Consider the following 15,878-nt stretch of genomic DNA (forward strand, 5'->3'; position numbering starts at 1 on the left):
GAGCCTATTCGGATTCCCGGTGGATGACCGCCCCCACCCGGCTCAACTTGCCCACCAGATCGTCATACCCCCGGTCCAAATGATAGACCCGGGAGATTTCGGTAGTCCCCTCGGCGGCCAGGCCGGCAATAACCAGCGAGGCGCTGGCCCGCAAGTCGGTGGCCATCACCGGCGCTCCGCGCAACCTGCCAGTACCGCTGACAATGGCGCTGTGGCCATCGATACGGATATCGGCCCCCATCCGTTGCAACTCCGCCACATGCATGAAACGGTTTTCAAAAATGGTTTCGGTGATCAGGCTCAGTCCGTTACTGAAACACATCAGAGCCATCATCTGGGCCTGCAGGTCGGTGGGAAACCCGGGATAAGGCATGGTTTTGATATCCACCGCCCGCACCGGTCCCCGGCGGGAAACATGCAACCGGTCCGCCTCCTCACGTATCACCACCCCGGCGGCCCGCAGTTTTTCATAAAGCGACGGCAGCAGGGCGGGATCACAGTTGTTCAAAGTCAGCTCACCGCCGGTGGCCCCCACAGCGATGAGAAAAGTGCCGGTTTCGATCCGGTCGGGCACGATCCTGATCCGGGCCGGGCGCAGTCGGACAACCCCTTCGATCTGCAGGGTATCGCTGCCCCGGCCTTTGATTCTGGCCCCCATGCCGTTGAGCATGTCCACCAGGTTGCCGATCTCCGGCTCCCGGGCGGCGTTTTTGATCACCGTTTCTCCCTTGGCCAGCACCGCCCCCATCAAAATATTTTCAGTGGCCGTGACCGACGGGATATCAAAACAGACGGTGCCGCCGATCAGGCGGCCATCCACTTCCGCCTCGACATAACCCTGATCAAGCCGGTGGCGCACCCCCAATTGCTGAAATCCCTGGAGATGAAAATTAATGGGCCGGGCGCCGATGGCGCAGCCGCCGGGCAGTGATACCCGGGCCCGACCCAGCCTGGCCAGCAACGGCCCCAGCACCAGCACTGAGGCGCGCATGGTCTTGACCAGGTCATAAGAGGCTTCATGGCTGTGCAGACCGGCGGTGTCGATGGTCAGGGTGTCGCCGTCGCGCTGCCAGATCGCACCCAGGGCTTCCAGCAGGGCCAACATGGTGCGGGTGTCGCGCAGATCGGGGACATTTTCAAGCACATGGGGACCGGGAGCCAGCAGGGTGGCGCAAATCAACGGCAGGGCGGCATTCTTGGCCCCGCTGATGACTATTTCCCCCTGCAGGGGGTGGCCGCCTTCAATTACAATTTTATCCATCAGATCACCTCCGTCGGCAGCGCAACACCCGCGGCAAACCGGCCAGATCGTTTAATATTTCTACTTGCCGATAGGCGGGGTCATGGGCAAAAAGTCCGGCCACCGCCTCCTTCTGATCCCAGCCGATTTCCATCAGCAGCAGACCGCCGGACGCCAGCACCGCCGGCAACTGGCGGGCGATGGTGGCGATGTCGTCAAGCCCCTGCTCACCGCCATCCAAAGCGCCACGTGGCTCATAATTCCGCACTTCCGGCTGCAAGGTTTGCAGATCCCGCCGGACCACATAGGGTGGATTGGCCACCACCAGGTCAAAGGCGGGACGGACCGCCAGGGCGCTCAACCAGTCGCTGCCAACAAAACTGATCCTGGCCGCCACCCCGTGCCGACGGGCATTGGCTGAAGCCAGAGCCAGGGCGGCGGGGGAGCGGTCCAGCGCCATCACCCGGGCGGCGGGAAGCTCGCGGGCCAAAACCACCGCCAGGATCCCGCTGCCGGTACCCAGGTCCAGGATCCGCCAGGAACGCTGACGGCCGGCGGCCGTTTCAGTCAGCCGCACAAAGGCCAGGGCCTGCTCCACCAGCAGTTCCGTTTCCGGCCGGGGAATAAGCACTGCCGGGTTAACGGCAAAGGGCAGCGACCAGAATTCCCACTCACCCATAATATAGGCCAGCGGTTCCCGGCGCTCCCGGCGCGCCAGGGCGGCCAGCAGCCGCTGGCGCCGAGTTTCGGCCAGTGGCTGCTCGGCGGCCAGCACCAGCCCGGCCCGATCACAGCCCAGCAACCATCGCAACAGCAGGTCGGCCTCGAAGGTGTCCTCTTCGATCCCGGCCCGGCGCAGCCGGTTGGCAAGAGCCGCCCGCAGCTCACTTAGCCGGGCACCGGGCGGCAATTCCGCCGCCATGCCAGCATCAGGCTCAACCACCGGCCCGGCTTTATGAAGATCACCGCTCACTGGGACTGACTTTTTAAAGCCTCGGTCTGAAAATGGAGCATCAAGGGATCGATCACCTCGCTCATATGGCCCATCATCACTGTATCCAGGCGGTAAATGGTGAGGTTGATGCGATGTTCGGTGAGGCGATTCTGGGGAAAGTTGTAGGTCCGGATGCGTTCACTGCGATCACCGCTGCCCACCTGGCTTTTGCGATCACTGGAAATCTGGTCGTGCTGCTCCCGTTCCAGCTTGTCCAGCAGCCGGGCGCGCAAAACCTGCAGGGCCTTAGCCTTGTTCTTGTGCTGGGATTTTTCATCCTGGCAACTGACTACCAGACCGGTGGGCAAATGGGTGACCCTTACCGCCGAGTCGGTGGTATTGACACTCTGACCGCCGGGGCCGGAAGAGCGGAAAACGTCGAATTTAAGCTCGGCGGGGTTGATCTTGAGTTCCACTTCCTCGGCCTCGGGCAGCACCGCCACCGTCACCGCCGAAGTGTGGACCCGGCCCTGGGTTTCGGTGGCCGGCACCCTTTGGACCCGATGTACCCCCGATTCATATTTGAGGCGGGAGTACACCCGCTCACCGCTGATCAGGGCAATGATCTCCTTGTAGCCACCAATTCCGATGGGGTTGCTGCTCAGCACTTCCACCTTCCAGCCCAGTTCCTCGGCGTAACGGCTGTACATGCGAAACAGGTCGGCGGCAAAGAGGGCGGCCTCGTCACCGCCGGTACCGGCCCGGATTTCCAGCAGCACATTCTTCTCGTCATTGGGGTCTTTAGGTAGCAGGGCAAGGCGCAAGTCCCGTTCCAGGGCGGCAATTTCTTCCTGCAACTCATCGTTTTCCGCCCGCGCCAGGGTCAGCAACTCTTCATCATCTTCTTCATTGAGGAGCTGCCGGTTGGCGGCGTAACCATCCAGAGCCTTAAGATAACGGGAATAAAGCCCCTCCAGCCGGCTGACCTGAGCGTGCTCCTTGGCCAGGCTCCGGAAACGGGCCTGATCCTGCATCAGATCAGGATCTGAGAGCCGATCTTCCAGGGTCTTTTTACGGTCTTTGATATCAGTGAGCTGTTCAAACATGGCACCGACTAAGGGGAAGATGGAGGTTGGCCGGGACAACACCCGGAGACAAAAAAACGCCCCAAGGACCGGCACCGTCAGGCAAAATTAACGGCGCACCACCTGGGGCGTTATTTAAGGCAGAGAGAAGAAAACTATTTTTCCATGGTCCGGCCATACTTCTTGAGGAACTTCTCCACCCGGCCGGCGGAATCGATGAGTTTCTGCTTACCGGTAAAAAAGGGATGGCAGGCGGAGCAAATTTCCACCTTGACCTCTTCAATGGTCGAACCGACCTCCACTTCGTTACCGCAAGCGCATGATGCCTTAATTTTATGATATTCCGGATGGATACCTTCCTTCATGACCGCAAACCTCCAAATAGAATGAGCAAATTACAATATTAAAACAGGGGATTATAACTTTTTTCCACCACGATGCAAGCAAAAAACCAAACGGGGTCCCGAAGCATCAGAACAAGATAAAAGTAATCCAACGCCCGGACGGTTGATTAATAACTGCTGCTGCTGACCATGGAGGCAAAAAACTCCTCATTGGTCTTGGTCCGCTTCATCTTATCCAATAAAAATTCCATGGCATCGACGGGATTCATGGAGGACAGCAGTTTGCGGAGAATCCAGATCTTGTTCATCTCCTCCGGGCTCAGCAGCAAATCTTCCTTACGGGTGCCGGACTTGGTGATATCAATAGAGGGAAAGACCCGCCGGTCGGCCAGTTTACGATCCAGCACCAGTTCCATGTTGCCGGTGCCCTTAAACTCTTCAAAGATCACGTCGTCCATACGGCTGCCGGTTTCAATCAGGGCCGAAGCGATGATGGTCAGGCTGCCGCCTTCCTCGATATTTCGGGCGGCGCCAAAGAAGCGCTTGGGGCGATGCAGGGCGTTGGAATCCACCCCGCCGGAGAGAATCTTGCCACTGGGCGGCACCACGGTGTTATAAGCCCGGGCCAGACGGGTGATGCTGTCCAACAGGATGACCACATCCTTCTGGTGCTCCACCAGCCGGCGGGCCTTATCCAGGACCATCTCCGCCACCTGGATGTGGCGCTGGGGCGGTTCGTCGAAAGTGGAACTGATCACCTCGGCATTAACGCTGCGGGCCATGTCGGTGACCTCCTCCGGCCGCTCATCGATGAGCAGCACGATCAGGATCACCTCTGGATGGTTTTTGATGATACTGTTGGCGATATCGGTGATCAGCACGGTTTTGCCGGTCCGCGGCGGAGCCACGATCAAGCCGCGCTGCCCCTTGCCGATGGGGGCCATCATGTCCATGATCCGGGTGGAAAAATTGGCGGGATCCCGTTCCAGGTTGAGCCGTTCATTGGGGTGCAGCGGGGTGAGGTTGGAAAAAAGGGTTTTGTCGCGGGATTTCTCCGGTGGATCGAAGTTGATCCGATCCACTTTGAGCAGGGCAAAGTAACGCTCGCCCTCTTTGGGGAAGCGCACCGGACCCTCGACGGTATCACCGGTACGCAGGTTCAGACGCCGAATCTGGGAGGGAGAAACGTAGATATCGTCAGGCCCCGGCAAGTAATTATAGTCGGGCGCCCGCAAAAAACCGAACCCGTCCGGCAGAACCTCCAGCACCCCGCCGCCGTAATTTTCCCCGTTTTTGCCCTGGGCGGCGCTCTGGTGCTGCAAAATGGCAAAAATAAGCTCCTGCTTGCGCAGGCCGGCATAACCTTCGATATTCATCGACTTGGCAATGCTGGTAAGTTCGGCAATTTTTTTTCGTTTCAACTCCCCAATGTTCATGAACGTATACTCTCCTTGCTGCATGATAACGACAGGATGGACGTAAACGAACAGCCGCACCCATCTTCGGGCGATCAGCCAAGCTTACGTACACGGAGTACGTAAGCTTGGCTGCAAAACCTCATCTGGAGCGGCTGTTCGTTTACAGCCCGTTAAATCAACACTTCATTGGCCCTGGTGAACGGTTACGGATGGATCGACCCCATGAAACGGCGGAAAGCCGCTGGTACGGGCTGGCAAATTCAATTAAATAACAAATTGTCGACAACGCCAATAAAACGTCGCCGGAGAAACAAATAAACCAGAGATCAGAAGGGCAGAAAAATCCGCGTGAAAACAAAGGTGTAAGTCAGGAAAGGAAAAACAAGCGCAACCGCCGGGGGTTTCCCCGCTTCCTTTATATACTATAGCTCAAAAAAATGATTGTCATCTTTGCCCGAGGGAATGATGGGAAAAAAAGTCCGCTGGTCAGCGAAATTTTGAGGATAGTATTGACTCGACCTCCCGCTGTCAAGTTTTTTCCTCGTTTCTCATCTTTTTTTGTTGTGCTGCCAGTAAAAACGGGTCGTCACGCCACTGCTGCAGGCGAATAATCAGGGGATCGAGCAAGAGCCGGGTCTGCTCCCAGCCACCGGCATTGTCAATCAACAGATCGGCTCGCCTCGCCTTCTCTTCGGGCGACAGTTGAGCATCCAGGGCCGCCAGGGCCTCCCGGCGGCTGACTTGGTCCCGGGCCTGCAAACGTTGGCGGCACTGCCCGGCCGAGGCCTGTACCACCAGTACCAAGTCAAAGTCATCCTCCCAGGCCGCCTCGTAGAGCAACGGCACCTCCACCACAACCACCCCGTTGCCGACAACCAACAACTCGGCAGCCCGGGCCAGCATGACCCGGCGCAGCAACGGATGCAGCCGGCGATCAAGCTGCGTCCGCAGATCGGCATCGGCAAAGATGGCCCGCCGCAGGCCGAGACGATCAAGCTCACCGTCCCGGTTGAAAAAGCGCTCACCACAATGCTGCCGCAGGGCCAGCCAGCCTTCCCCTCCCGGCGCCATTAGTTCACGGGCAAGTTCATCCACATCGAGGCGGGAAAAACCGCCCCGGTCCGCCAGATATGCCGCCACCCGGCTCTTACCGGCGGCAATGCCGCCGGTAATACCGACCAGCAAACCGTTGCCGACGACCGGCCGTTCATTGCCGCCATTATTGAATTCTTGGGGGCTTTCTTGATTTTCAGCCATCATCTTCAGCCCCGCAACGCTCCCACAAGCTCATTTCTCAATCTTTGCCAACTCCTGCAGCCTGGCCAGACTGGCCTGCAGGTCCGGCCACAGCGGAGCCGTAAAGGATAACCGGTGGCCGCTGCGGGGATGATTAAAGGCCAGTTGCCAGGCATGCAGCCATTGCCGTTCAATGCCATACTGCCGGTCGGCTTCGACGTTGCGGCCATACAGCCGATCACCGGCCAGAGGATGCCCCATAGCCGCCATGTGGACTCGGATCTGATGAGTCCGGCCGGTTTCCAGCCGCACATCCACCAAAGTGTAACCAACGCTGAAACGCTGCCGCACCCGCCAGTGGGTCAACGCCTCTCGCCCCTCCTCCCGGCGCACCGCCATCTTTTTCCGGTTGACGGGATGACGCCCGATGGGCAACTCAACCCGTCCGGCATCCTCCACCAGGATGCCACGCAGCAGGGCCTGGTATTTTTTCTCCACTTGCTGGCCCTTAAATTGCCGCACCAGGCTGTGGTGGGCCTGATCATTTTTGGCCACCACCAGGCAACCGGAAGTATCCTTGTCCAACCGATGCACGATGCCCGGCCGCAACTGACCGCTGATCCCGGACAATGTCCGGCAGTGGTAGAGCAGTCCATGAACCAGAGTCCCTTGCCGGTGGCCGTCGGCGGGATGCACCACCAGCCCGGGCGGCTTGGTCAACACCAGAATGTCGTCATCTTCATAAAGCAGGGAAAAATCTACATGCTCGGCCACCAGGTCGACTGGCTCGGGGGGCGGCACCCGCAGATCAATCCGATCGCCAGCTTTAAGCAGCGTGCCGGGCTTAACCGGAGCGCCGGTTGCGGTTCCGGCGGCGGATGCCACCGTCACCTGCCCCTGCCGAATCAGGGCCTGCAATCGGGAACGGGTAAACCCCAAAGGCTTAACCACTCTCATGGCCAGCACCTGGTCCAAACGTCTGCCCGCCTCGTGGGGAGCAACGACGAAGGCAAAGGATGATGGTTCAACCAAGGTCACGTAAGCAGGGCACGGATTTTATTAAATGAAAGAAAGAAAGAGGGCGACCATCGGCGAAAAAAAGCAGCCGGGAAAATATTCAGGAGAAGATCCGGTCGATATGCTCGGCAACCTGCTCTTCCTGGATTTGTTTGGCCAAGGCGATTTCCTTGACCAGCAGGGTTTTGGCAGTATCCACCATCTTGCGCTCGCCAAAAGAGAGATCCTTATCCCCCCGCAGCAACAGTAAATCGCGCAGGACCGCGGCAATTTCGAAAATCGAGCCGGTTTTGATCTTGTTGGTATATTCGCGGTAACGCTGATTCCAGGGCTGGGACTCGGTTTCCACATCCCGATGGTTGAGGATGGCAAAGACGCTCTGCACATCATCGGCGGAAATTATGTTGCGCAGGCCCACCGTGCCACAGGTGGTGGTGGGGATCATCACCGTCATATTGGATTCGATGAACCGCATTACATAGAACGACTGCTCCATCTCGCCAACCTTGCGGGACTCGATGGACTCTATTTTGCCGACGCCATGGGCCGGATAAACGGCCATATCACCAACCCGAAACATCTCCACCGTAGCACTCATAAGCTTCTCTCCCACTACCAAGGAATTAACGAAGCTTCACTATAGCATGCCCGCTGGAATTTATCAATCACTCTCTTCCAAAGCCGCGCCAGTAGAGGCATTGATCAAGTTCATGGCCGTTTTCAGGTCACGTTTGAACAGCGTCTCCAGGCCCTCTTCCAGGAAGGGGAGCAGTTTATCCAGCACCTGCAACTCAGACTGGGAAAAACGGGAGAGCACAAAGCCGGCCGCCGCCCGGGACGCGGTCGGCCGGCCAACGCCGATGCGAATGCGGACAAAGTCGCGGCTGGCCAGATGATCCATCACCGACTTGATGCCGTTATGGCCGCCGGCTCCCCGGCCCTGGGCCAAACGGCAGGCGCCGAGGGGAAGATCCAATTCGTCCTGAAAAACCACCACCGAGGCCGGATCCAGCTGAAAAAAACGGGCGATCTTGCCAACCGCCAGCCCGCTGCGATTCATATAAGTGAGGGGCTTGACCAGCATCACCGGTTGTCCCCAGAGAGCCCCCCGCCCGACCTCGGCGTCCCATTTTTTTTCGTTTTTCAGACTGATCCCATGCCGGTCGGCCAGGTAATCAGCGAAGATAAAACCAACGTTGTGGCGAGTAAGTTCATACTCACCACCGGGATTTCCCAGTCCGACCAAAAGACGCATGGGATTTATTCGGTGCCGCCGACAACCGCCACACAAACCTCATCTTTCTCCTGCACCAGTTCAACCCCGGCAGGCAGGGACAACTCGCCACAGGTCATCTGGCTGTTGGGACCAAGGCCGGAAATATCAATTTCGACCTCATCGGGGATATCCAAAGCCTTACCCTTGAGGCTGATCTTGTAGAGGGAAGTAACCAGGTCACCACCCATATCCACCCCTTTGGCCTTGCCGCGATAACGCAAGGGCACCTGAAAAACAAGGGGTTCTTCAAGCGAGATCACGTAAAAATCAGCATGCAGGACGTTGTCCAGAATGGGATCGGTCTGAATCTCGCGAGCGACCACATGGTGAACATTTTTATTCTGTCCATCAGACACTTCCAAGTTGATCACCGAATTGCGGCGATGCACCGAGAACAGGGCCTTGGTAAAGGAATGGGTATCAAGGCTCAGGGCCTGGGGATCAATTTGCGGGCCATAAAGCACCGCCGGGGTCCGGCCGGCACGACGCAGGCTACGGGCCGCGCCTTTACCACGCTGATCGCGCTTGGCGGCTTGGACATCTACTTGTAACATGATCTTCTTCCTCCTGGATTAAACAACTGACTCAAAGCCGCCCCCAACTAAAACAGGGTTGACGGTAAAAAAACAAAACTAATCGGCAGATAAAGCGGTAAAAGTTCAGCAGTGCCGCTGAAAGCGGCAAGCGGGCCGGCACCGCGTACATCAGTACGCAAGCCGGGCCGATCGCCGCTTTCAGCGGTGCTGCTGGACTTTTACCATCAAACAAACAGCGAGCTTACCGAGTCATCGGCATGAATCCGGTGAATTGCTTCGGCCAGCAGCTTGTTGACCGACAGCACCTTTATCTTGCTACAATCCTTGGCGGCGCCGCGCAGGGGTACACTGTCGGTGATCACCAGACGGCTGAGCCGGGACTCTTCCAGCCGGTCGATGGCCGGCCCGGAGAGCACTCCATGGGAACAGCAGGCGATCACCTCTTTGGCGCCGGCCTCCAGCAGCACGTTGGCCGCCGAACACAGGGTGCCGGCGGTATCCACCATATCATCAAGAAGCACGGCGACTTTGCCTTTGACATCGCCGATCACACTCATCGCTTCACACTCGTTGGCCCGCTCCCGGCGCTTGTCAACAATAGCCAGGGTGGTATTGAGCCGCTTGGCAAAGGCCCGGGTACGCTCCACCCCGCCGGCATCCGGCGAAACCATCACCACACGGGAAACATCCACCTGCTCCCGCAGGTAATCAAGCAAAACCGGAGCGGCAAAAAGGTTGTCCACCGGAATATTGAAAAAACCCTGAATCTGACCGGCATGCAAGTCCATGGTCAGCACCCGGCGCACCCCCACCACCATCAGCATCTCAGCCACCACCTTGGCAGTGATGGGCACCCGCGGAGCCACCTTGCGATCCTGGCGAGCGTAGCCGTAGTAGGGCATAACGGCGGTAATCCGCCGGGCCGATGCCCGCCGCAAGGCGTCGGTGATGATCATCAGTTCCATCAGGTTATCGTTAACCGGCGGACAGGTGGACTGAATGATAAAAACATCCCGCCCGCGGACATTTTCCCCGATTTCGACGAAAATTTCGCCGTCGCTGAAGCGACGCACCTCGGCCTTGGTAAGGGGGGTCTGCAGCTGGTGGCAAATACTTTCCGCCAGAGCCGGGTTGGCATTACCAGCGATGATTTTCATCTCGTTGACAGGCAAGGGACAAGGCTCCTTAATTTGGCTGAAATGGCTGGGGCGGCAGGATTCGAACCTGCGAATGCAAGAGTCAAAGTCTTGTGTCTTACCGCTTGACGACGCCCCAGCAGGGTCTGGTCACATAAACTTTCCGATACTGCCGGGCCAGGCCGGCGGCACAGGCGCGGGCCGCCGGTTCTTCAACAAAGACGGCGAACATGGTGGGACCGCTGCCGGACATCAAAGCCGCTTCGGCCCCCGCCGCCAGCAACTGCTCACGAATGGCCTCCAGTTCCGGGTAACCGGCCATGGTCACGGCCTCCAGGTCGTTAAATGGCCGCAAATCAGCCGCCGCTGAAGAGCCGGTAAAAATAGCGGGATCGCTCTGTTTTGTCAATGGAAAGTTGTCATAAACCCACTTGGTGGAGACCCCGAAACCGGGGTTTACCAGGACAATCCAATTGACCCCGGCCGGCACCGGCGCCGGGGTCAGCAATTCGCCGATACCTCGGGCCCGGGCCGCCGGCGAAGGCTGCACGAAAAAGGGGACATCGGCCCCCAGCGGCCGGGCCAGGGCCAGCAAAACATCCTCCTCCAGCCCGGTATCGTAAAGCAGGTTCAGCCCCAGCAGCGCGGCGGCGGCATCGCTGCTGCCGCCGCCCAGGCCGGCGGCCACCGGAATCTGTTTGTCCAGGGTGATCGCCAGAGCAGGCGCCAACTCGCAATGGGCGAAGAAAGCTGCCGCCGCTTTATAAACCAGATTATCCGGCCCGGCCGGCACCTCCCCGCCGGGGCAGGACACGGCAATGCCGGCCGTCTTCCGCCGTTGCAGGAGCAAACGGTCGGCCAGTTCCAGCTTGATCATCAGGGAGTCAAGGTCGTGGTAACCGTCGGGGCGCCTGCCCAGAATGTGCAGAAAGTAATTGATCTTGGCCGGCGCCTTGATTTCCAGCTCACCGGCCGGTAAATCAGCGGGTGAGCTGGACATAGCGCATCCGCAGGTCGTAGAGCATATTGGTCAGCAGCTCTTTTTCCTGCGTGGTGAGATTGCCCGCCGTCTTTTCTTCCAACAGGCGCAGGGTATCAATGGTATGCTTGGCCAGGGCCAGATCCCGGCTTTTGCCCCCGATCTCCGGATCCTCCAACTCCCCGAGGTGCAGCAAAGCTGAGGTATTCAAGGAAAGCACCAGGGTCGTAAAGGTAACCTCGGGCAACACGCATTTGCCGTCTCTCAACACCTGCCCCGGCGGACAGCACTTTTCCCGCTTACCATTATCCTCGGCCATACCAACCTCCCACCCGCAAGCAGACCCGCAAAAAAACACCACTTAAATCAATAAAACCAGGGTATCTACTCACAAAAGCCACCCGTTCATGCCCAAGCCAAACCCGTAAACGTTCAGCAGTGCCGCAGATTGCGGCGATGCTACTGAACGTTTACGGCAGATCCAGGACCATGGCGTCGTGGATGTTATCCAGGGCCCTAACCTTCTTCAACAACTCACGGTCCAGCAGACTGTCGGTATTCAGCAGGATGATGTTGCGCCCGGAATCCTGCTCCCGTCCGACGGTCATCCGGGAAATATTGACCCCGGCCTCGCCGATGGTGGTCGCCAGCCGACCGATCACTCCCGGCACGTCATTGTTATGAACAAAAAGCATGGGCCCTTCCGGCAGAGCCTCCATGCGGAAAGTGTTGAAACGCACCAGGCGTGGCTCTTTTTTGCCGAACACGGTGCCGGCCAGCACGTTTTCACCTTCGCTGGTCTTGACCCGTACGCTCAACAGGTTGAGGAAATCATCGGACTGTCCGGTCTTGGACTCCACCACCCGAATCCCGCGTTCTTTAGCGATCAGGGGGGCGTTAACGTAGTTGACCGCCTCCCGCAGGATGGGCGTGAACAGCCCTTTGAGCAGGGCCACGGTGATGGGGGTGGTGGTCTGCTGGGCAAGATCCCCGCTGAACTCAACCACCACTTCATCCACCCCACCCTTGGCGATCTGCATGTGCAGGGCGCCGATCATTTCCGCCAGTTTCACGTAAGGACCGACTTTGGCCATCACATCGGCGCTTACCGAGGGGACGTTGACTGCGTTGACCACCGAACCGTGGAGCAGGTAATTGCTCATCTGCTCGGCAATAGCCACCGCCACGTTTTCCTGGGCCTCGGCGGTGGAGGCTCCCAGGTGGGGGGTACAGATAAAGTTGTCCAGTGCCAGCAGCGGGCAGTTTTCTTTGGTGGTAGGCTCCACCTCAAAGACATCCAGGGCCGCACCACGGATGGTGCCATTCTTCAAAGCCTCGTAAAGAGCCTTTTCCTCCACCACACCGCCCCGGGCGCAGTCAACCAGCATGGCCTCGGGCTTCATCAGGGCAAACTGCTCGGCCCCCAGCACGTGCTTGGTTTCCGGGGTAAGCGGGACATGAACCGAGATATAGTCGGCCCGGCGACAGAGTTCATCCAGGGAGACCAGTTCGGCGCCGATTTTTTCCACCTGCTCTTTGGGCATGTGGGGATCATAGGCAATGACCTTCATCCGCAAGCCCTGGGCCCGTTCGGCAAAAATCCGGCCGATCCGACCGATACCCACCACGCCCATGGTCTTGCCGGTGACCTCGCGACCCTGGAATTTCTTCTTCTCCCATTTGCCTTCCTTCATGGAGGCGGTGGCCTGGGGAATTTTGCGGGTTAAGGCCATCATCATGGCCACGGCATGCTCGGCGGCGGTGGTGGCGTTGCCGTCCGGGGCGTTCATCACCACGATCCCCTTCTGGCTGGCGGCGGCCACGTCGACATTGTCCAGGCCGATTCCGGCCCGGCCAACCACCTTGAGCTTATCGGCCGCCGCGATGATTTCGGCGGTGACCTTGGTGGCGCTGCGGATCACCAGCCCGTCATACTCGCCAATAATGGCCCGCAACTCTTCTGGTCTCAAACCGGTGCGTACATCGACTTCGAGGCCGGCATCACGCAAGATGGTCTCGCCCACCGAGGCCAGGTTGTCACTGATCAATACCTTCATCAAATTAACTCCAGTTGTTGACTGTTTAGCCGGCCGATTCCGGCTTCACCGGGCACCCCGCATTCAATTGACGGAGCAGACTGCCCCCGCCTTCCCCTTTTAAAACAGGGGTCTCCCGTTAAGTAAGAAAAAGGCTCGAATATGATGCCATCGCTTTGGTTTGTCAAGCGGTAAACGTATAACCGCTGTCCGCCTCCGCGTCTGGTCAGCGGGGAGACTGGCCACGGAAGAGATGGGAAAAATCCGCCGGCCCCTCGTCGTCATCGGCTTCCGGTTGCTCCCGGGAGCGCAGCCGGGACAACCGGCATTCTTCCCGCAATTTTCCACAGGCATCGAGCAAAAGCCGGCGGGGAAAATCCGGCCGGGCAAAATAGGCCAGCACATGTTCCTGGAGCCGAGACGACAGCTCGGCCAGCGCCTGTTCTTTTTCATGCTCATCAATAAAATGGCGGGTGCGGTTAACGGTAAACTCCAGCTTTTCACCCAGGCGGGTCAGTACCTCAGCCCGCAACTCTTCGTCGGGTTCGGTAAACTCCGCAGTCAGGGTTGCCGTGACCGGATACTCCGCAGTACACTGCAGTTCCACCAACCACCGATCACCGGCCAACCGCCGCGATTTGTCGTAAAAGGCCAGTTGCAGGCCGTTGGCCAGCGTGCTTTCTTCCATGAGAATCATAGTTTCAATGTACTCCCGGCAAACTTTGTATTCATGATTTTGGGGCCACACCGGGGCCCGGGCGCATCTCCCGACAACCGTTTTCTCTGCCACACCCACTAACAGTCCGTTGAAAAAGCCATCCCTGGCTTTTTCAACTAACGGTTGGCCAAAGATGGCTTTGGCCAACCTCACGAATTCATTGCCACTTTCAGTGCCACTGAATTCGGCGGCCCATCCATGGGCCGCTACCAGCCCGTTTTTCAACGGGCTGGTAAAACACGGCACCGCAAGCCGGTGCCGGCTATGCCGGCTATGGTTGATACCCGGCGGCAAAAGAAGTATATATGGGCTGAAGTTTTTTTACCGGGCCATCATAATTTATTCCGGCGGCAACGACAAACAATAATGCCAACCCCCGAGCCGGGGTCACCCCGGTACTTGTCAACCACTACCCAACGGAAACGGTTCCTGCATGACCATACTCATCCACAACACCAAGACCGCACGCAAGGAAAAACTCAGTCCTCTGGAAGAGGGCCATGTAAAGATGTACGTCTGCGGAATTACCGCTTACGATTACTGCCACATTGGTCACGCCCGCTCGGTGCTGGTATTTGACATGGTTTACCGCTACCTGCAGCAACGCGGCTACCGCGTTACCTTTGTCCGCAACTTTACCGATATCGACGACAAGATCATCAAGCGGGCCCAGGAGCAGAACACCACCTGTGAGGAGCTGTCCCAGCGTTTCATCGCCAAATTCCACGAGGACATGGAGGCCCTGGGTACCCTGCCGCCCACCCTGGAACCCCTGGCCACCGAACACCTGCCGGAGATGATCGCCCTGATCCGGGAACTGGTCGCCAAAGACCTGGCCTACGAGGCCGGGGGGGATGTCTATTACCGGGTCCAGCGCTTCGCCGGCTACGGGGTCCTGTCTGGCCGCGGCCTGGAGGACATGCAGGCCGGCGCCCGGGTGGCGGTCAACGACAACAAAGAGCACCCCATGGATTTCGTCCTCTGGAAGGCCAGTAAACCTGGTGAGCCGGCCTGGGATAGCCCCTGGGGGCCGGGCCGGCCGGGCTGGCACATTGAATGCTCGGCCATGGGTAAAAAATACCTGGGCGAGACCTTCGACATCCACGGCGGCGGCAAGGATCTGGTCTTCCCCCACCATGAAAACGAAATCGCCCAGAGCGAGGGGGCCAGCGGCAAACCTTTCGCCAACCTGTGGATTCACCACGGTTTCGTGACCATCAAAGACGAAAAGATGTCCAAGTCACTGGGTAACTTCCTCACCATTCGCGAAGTGCTGGCGCGTCATCCGGCCGAGGCCTTGCGGCTGTTCGTGTTCTCCACCCATTACCGCAACCCGCTGGATTATTCCGAAAGCGCCCTGCACGACGCCGAAGCCGCCCTGACCCGACTGTACAGCGCCCTGGCGGCGATGAATCAGTTGCCGGTCGCCGACGGCGATTCCACACCGTCGGTGATCGACGATAAGGACCGCAACAAGCTGACAAAACTGGCGGACAGCTTTTACCAGGCCATGGATATTGATTTTAACAGCGCCCTGGCCCTGGGGCGGATTTTCGACGCCGTCAAAATCATCAACAAGATCCGCCAGGCCCTGCCCACCAACCCGGCCCCTCCGGACCTGGAACTGCTGCGGCGGACCGCTGCCAACATCCGGGAGTTGGCCGGCATTTTCGGCCTGCTCCGGGAAGATCCAGCCGCCTTCCTGAAAAAACGCCAGGAACGGCTGCTGGCCGGCCTGAGCATCAAACCGGCGGAAATCGAGACGCTGCTCAGCCAACGGGAGCAAGCCCGCCGGAACAAGGAATGGGCTGCCGCCGACCGCATTCGCGATCAGCTGCTGAGCCAAAAAATCATCATCAAAGACGGCCCGGATGGCACAATGTGGGAGGTAATAAAAAATCAGCACTGAGCAATTACAACTGT

At 58.6% G+C, this 15,878-nt stretch carries 16 protein-coding genes and 1 tRNA gene; 1 reads left to right on the plus strand and 16 read right to left on the minus strand.

The features are described 5' to 3' along the window. Nucleotides 1-4 precede the first annotated feature (4 nt). From murA to P0N66_RS10075, 16 genes are all read right to left on the minus strand, one after another. A complete protein-coding gene (murA, locus tag P0N66_RS10000) occupies nucleotides 5-1,261 on the minus strand; it encodes a UDP-N-acetylglucosamine 1-carboxyvinyltransferase (protein WP_275804912.1) in 1,257 nt (418 codons plus the stop codon). A gap of 4 nt (nucleotides 1,262-1,265) precedes the next feature. Further along, on the minus strand, nucleotides 1,266-2,213 hold the full coding sequence (prmC, locus tag P0N66_RS10005; RefSeq protein ID WP_275804914.1) for a peptide chain release factor N(5)-glutamine methyltransferase: 948 nt from the start codon (nucleotides 2,211-2,213) through the stop codon (nucleotides 1,266-1,268). Beyond that, nucleotides 2,210-3,280 carry a peptide chain release factor 1 gene (gene prfA, locus P0N66_RS10010; RefSeq protein ID WP_275804917.1) on the minus strand — a complete coding sequence of 357 codons (1,071 nt, stop codon included), beginning with the start codon at nucleotides 3,278-3,280 and terminating at the stop codon, nucleotides 2,210-2,212. The genes prmC and prfA overlap by 4 nt, the downstream gene beginning before the upstream one ends. 134 nt (nucleotides 3,281-3,414) lie before the next feature. Continuing rightward, on the minus strand, nucleotides 3,415-3,624 hold the full coding sequence (gene rpmE / locus P0N66_RS10015) for a 50S ribosomal protein L31 (RefSeq protein WP_275804918.1): 210 nt from the start codon (nucleotides 3,622-3,624) through the stop codon (nucleotides 3,415-3,417). Nucleotides 3,625-3,770: 146 nt separating this feature from the next. Then, nucleotides 3,771-5,039 carry a transcription termination factor Rho gene (rho, locus tag P0N66_RS10020; RefSeq protein ID WP_275804920.1) on the minus strand — a complete coding sequence of 423 codons (1,269 nt, stop codon included), beginning with the start codon at nucleotides 5,037-5,039 and terminating at the stop codon, nucleotides 3,771-3,773. Nucleotides 5,040-5,549: 510 nt separating this feature from the next. Further along, nucleotides 5,550-6,281: a dephospho-CoA kinase gene (gene coaE, locus P0N66_RS10025; RefSeq protein WP_275804922.1), complete on the minus strand. Its 732-nt coding sequence runs from the start codon at nucleotides 6,279-6,281 to the stop codon at nucleotides 5,550-5,552. Nucleotides 6,282-6,308: 27 nt separating this feature from the next. Beyond that, nucleotides 6,309-7,295 (minus strand): RluA family pseudouridine synthase, encoded by a 987-nt coding sequence (locus P0N66_RS10030; protein ID WP_275804924.1) that lies wholly within the window; start codon nucleotides 7,293-7,295, stop codon nucleotides 6,309-6,311. A gap of 79 nt (nucleotides 7,296-7,374) precedes the next feature. Further along, entirely contained in the window at nucleotides 7,375-7,872 is a 498-nt protein-coding gene (locus P0N66_RS10035; RefSeq protein WP_275804926.1) for a CarD family transcriptional regulator, read from the minus strand. Between the two features lie 63 nt (nucleotides 7,873-7,935). After that, nucleotides 7,936-8,529, minus strand: a complete 594-nt coding sequence (pth, locus tag P0N66_RS10040) for an aminoacyl-tRNA hydrolase (protein WP_275804928.1) — start codon at nucleotides 8,527-8,529, stop codon at nucleotides 7,936-7,938. A gap of 5 nt (nucleotides 8,530-8,534) precedes the next feature. Beyond that, nucleotides 8,535-9,104: a 50S ribosomal protein L25 gene (locus P0N66_RS10045; RefSeq protein ID WP_275804930.1), complete on the minus strand. Its 570-nt coding sequence runs from the start codon at nucleotides 9,102-9,104 to the stop codon at nucleotides 8,535-8,537. A gap of 206 nt (nucleotides 9,105-9,310) precedes the next feature. Next, nucleotides 9,311-10,258, minus strand: a complete 948-nt coding sequence (locus P0N66_RS10050) for a ribose-phosphate pyrophosphokinase (protein ID WP_275804932.1) — start codon at nucleotides 10,256-10,258, stop codon at nucleotides 9,311-9,313. Nucleotides 10,259-10,286: 28 nt separating this feature from the next. Continuing rightward, nucleotides 10,287-10,361: transfer RNA gene (locus P0N66_RS10055), tRNA-Gln, on the minus strand. Next, nucleotides 10,341-11,222, minus strand: coding sequence for a 4-(cytidine 5'-diphospho)-2-C-methyl-D-erythritol kinase (gene ispE / locus P0N66_RS10060; protein WP_275804935.1), 882 nt, complete (start codon nucleotides 11,220-11,222; stop codon nucleotides 10,341-10,343). Before ispE ends, P0N66_RS10055 begins: the two co-directional genes overlap by 21 nt. Next, nucleotides 11,203-11,520 (minus strand): DUF1844 domain-containing protein, encoded by a 318-nt coding sequence (locus P0N66_RS10065; protein ID WP_275804937.1) that lies wholly within the window; start codon nucleotides 11,518-11,520, stop codon nucleotides 11,203-11,205. The genes ispE and P0N66_RS10065 overlap by 20 nt, the downstream gene beginning before the upstream one ends. Before the next feature lie 151 nt (nucleotides 11,521-11,671). Continuing rightward, nucleotides 11,672-13,258, minus strand: a complete 1,587-nt coding sequence (gene serA, locus P0N66_RS10070) for a phosphoglycerate dehydrogenase (RefSeq protein WP_275804939.1) — start codon at nucleotides 13,256-13,258, stop codon at nucleotides 11,672-11,674. Nucleotides 13,259-13,463: 205 nt separating this feature from the next. Continuing rightward, complete coding sequence (locus P0N66_RS10075; RefSeq protein ID WP_275804941.1) at nucleotides 13,464-13,934, minus strand: hypothetical protein; 471 nt, start codon at nucleotides 13,932-13,934, stop codon at nucleotides 13,464-13,466. A gap of 454 nt (nucleotides 13,935-14,388) precedes the next feature. On the opposite strand from P0N66_RS10075, the gene cysS reads away from it, so the two are divergent. Beyond that, entirely contained in the window at nucleotides 14,389-15,864 is a 1,476-nt protein-coding gene (cysS, locus tag P0N66_RS10080; RefSeq protein WP_275804943.1) for a cysteine--tRNA ligase, read from the plus strand. Nucleotides 15,865-15,878: the final 14 nt, after the last annotated feature.

This window comes from Desulfurivibrio dismutans (assembly GCF_029210385.1).
Lineage (GTDB): Bacteria > Desulfobacterota > Desulfobulbia > Desulfobulbales > Desulfurivibrionaceae > Desulfurivibrio > Desulfurivibrio dismutans.

Coding starts and splice junctions, on each gene's coding strand:
- murA (WP_275804912.1), bottom strand. CDS start 1,261: ATGGATAAAATTGTAATTGAAGGCGGCCACCCCCTGCAGGGGGAAATA.
- prfA (WP_275804917.1), bottom strand. CDS start 3,280: ATGTTTGAACAGCTCACTGATATCAAAGACCGTAAAAAGACCCTGGAA.
- rpmE (WP_275804918.1), bottom strand. CDS start 3,624: ATGAAGGAAGGTATCCATCCGGAATATCATAAAATTAAGGCATCATGC.
- rho (WP_275804920.1), bottom strand. CDS start 5,039: ATGAACATTGGGGAGTTGAAACGAAAAAAAATTGCCGAACTTACCAGC.
- coaE (WP_275804922.1), bottom strand. CDS start 6,281: ATGATGGCTGAAAATCAAGAAAGCCCCCAAGAATTCAATAATGGCGGC.
- P0N66_RS10035 (WP_275804926.1), bottom strand. CDS start 7,872: ATGAGTGCTACGGTGGAGATGTTTCGGGTTGGTGATATGGCCGTTTAT.
- pth (WP_275804928.1), bottom strand. CDS start 8,529: ATGCGTCTTTTGGTCGGACTGGGAAATCCCGGTGGTGAGTATGAACTT.
- P0N66_RS10045 (WP_275804930.1), bottom strand. CDS start 9,104: ATGTTACAAGTAGATGTCCAAGCCGCCAAGCGCGATCAGCGTGGTAAA.
- ispE (WP_275804935.1), bottom strand. CDS start 11,222: ATGTCCAGCTCACCCGCTGATTTACCGGCCGGTGAGCTGGAAATCAAG.
- P0N66_RS10065 (WP_275804937.1), bottom strand. CDS start 11,520: ATGGCCGAGGATAATGGTAAGCGGGAAAAGTGCTGTCCGCCGGGGCAG.
- serA (WP_275804939.1), bottom strand. CDS start 13,258: ATGAAGGTATTGATCAGTGACAACCTGGCCTCGGTGGGCGAGACCATC.
- P0N66_RS10075 (WP_275804941.1), bottom strand. CDS start 13,934: ATGATTCTCATGGAAGAAAGCACGCTGGCCAACGGCCTGCAACTGGCC.
- cysS (WP_275804943.1), top strand. CDS start 14,389: ATGACCATACTCATCCACAACACCAAGACCGCACGCAAGGAAAAACTC.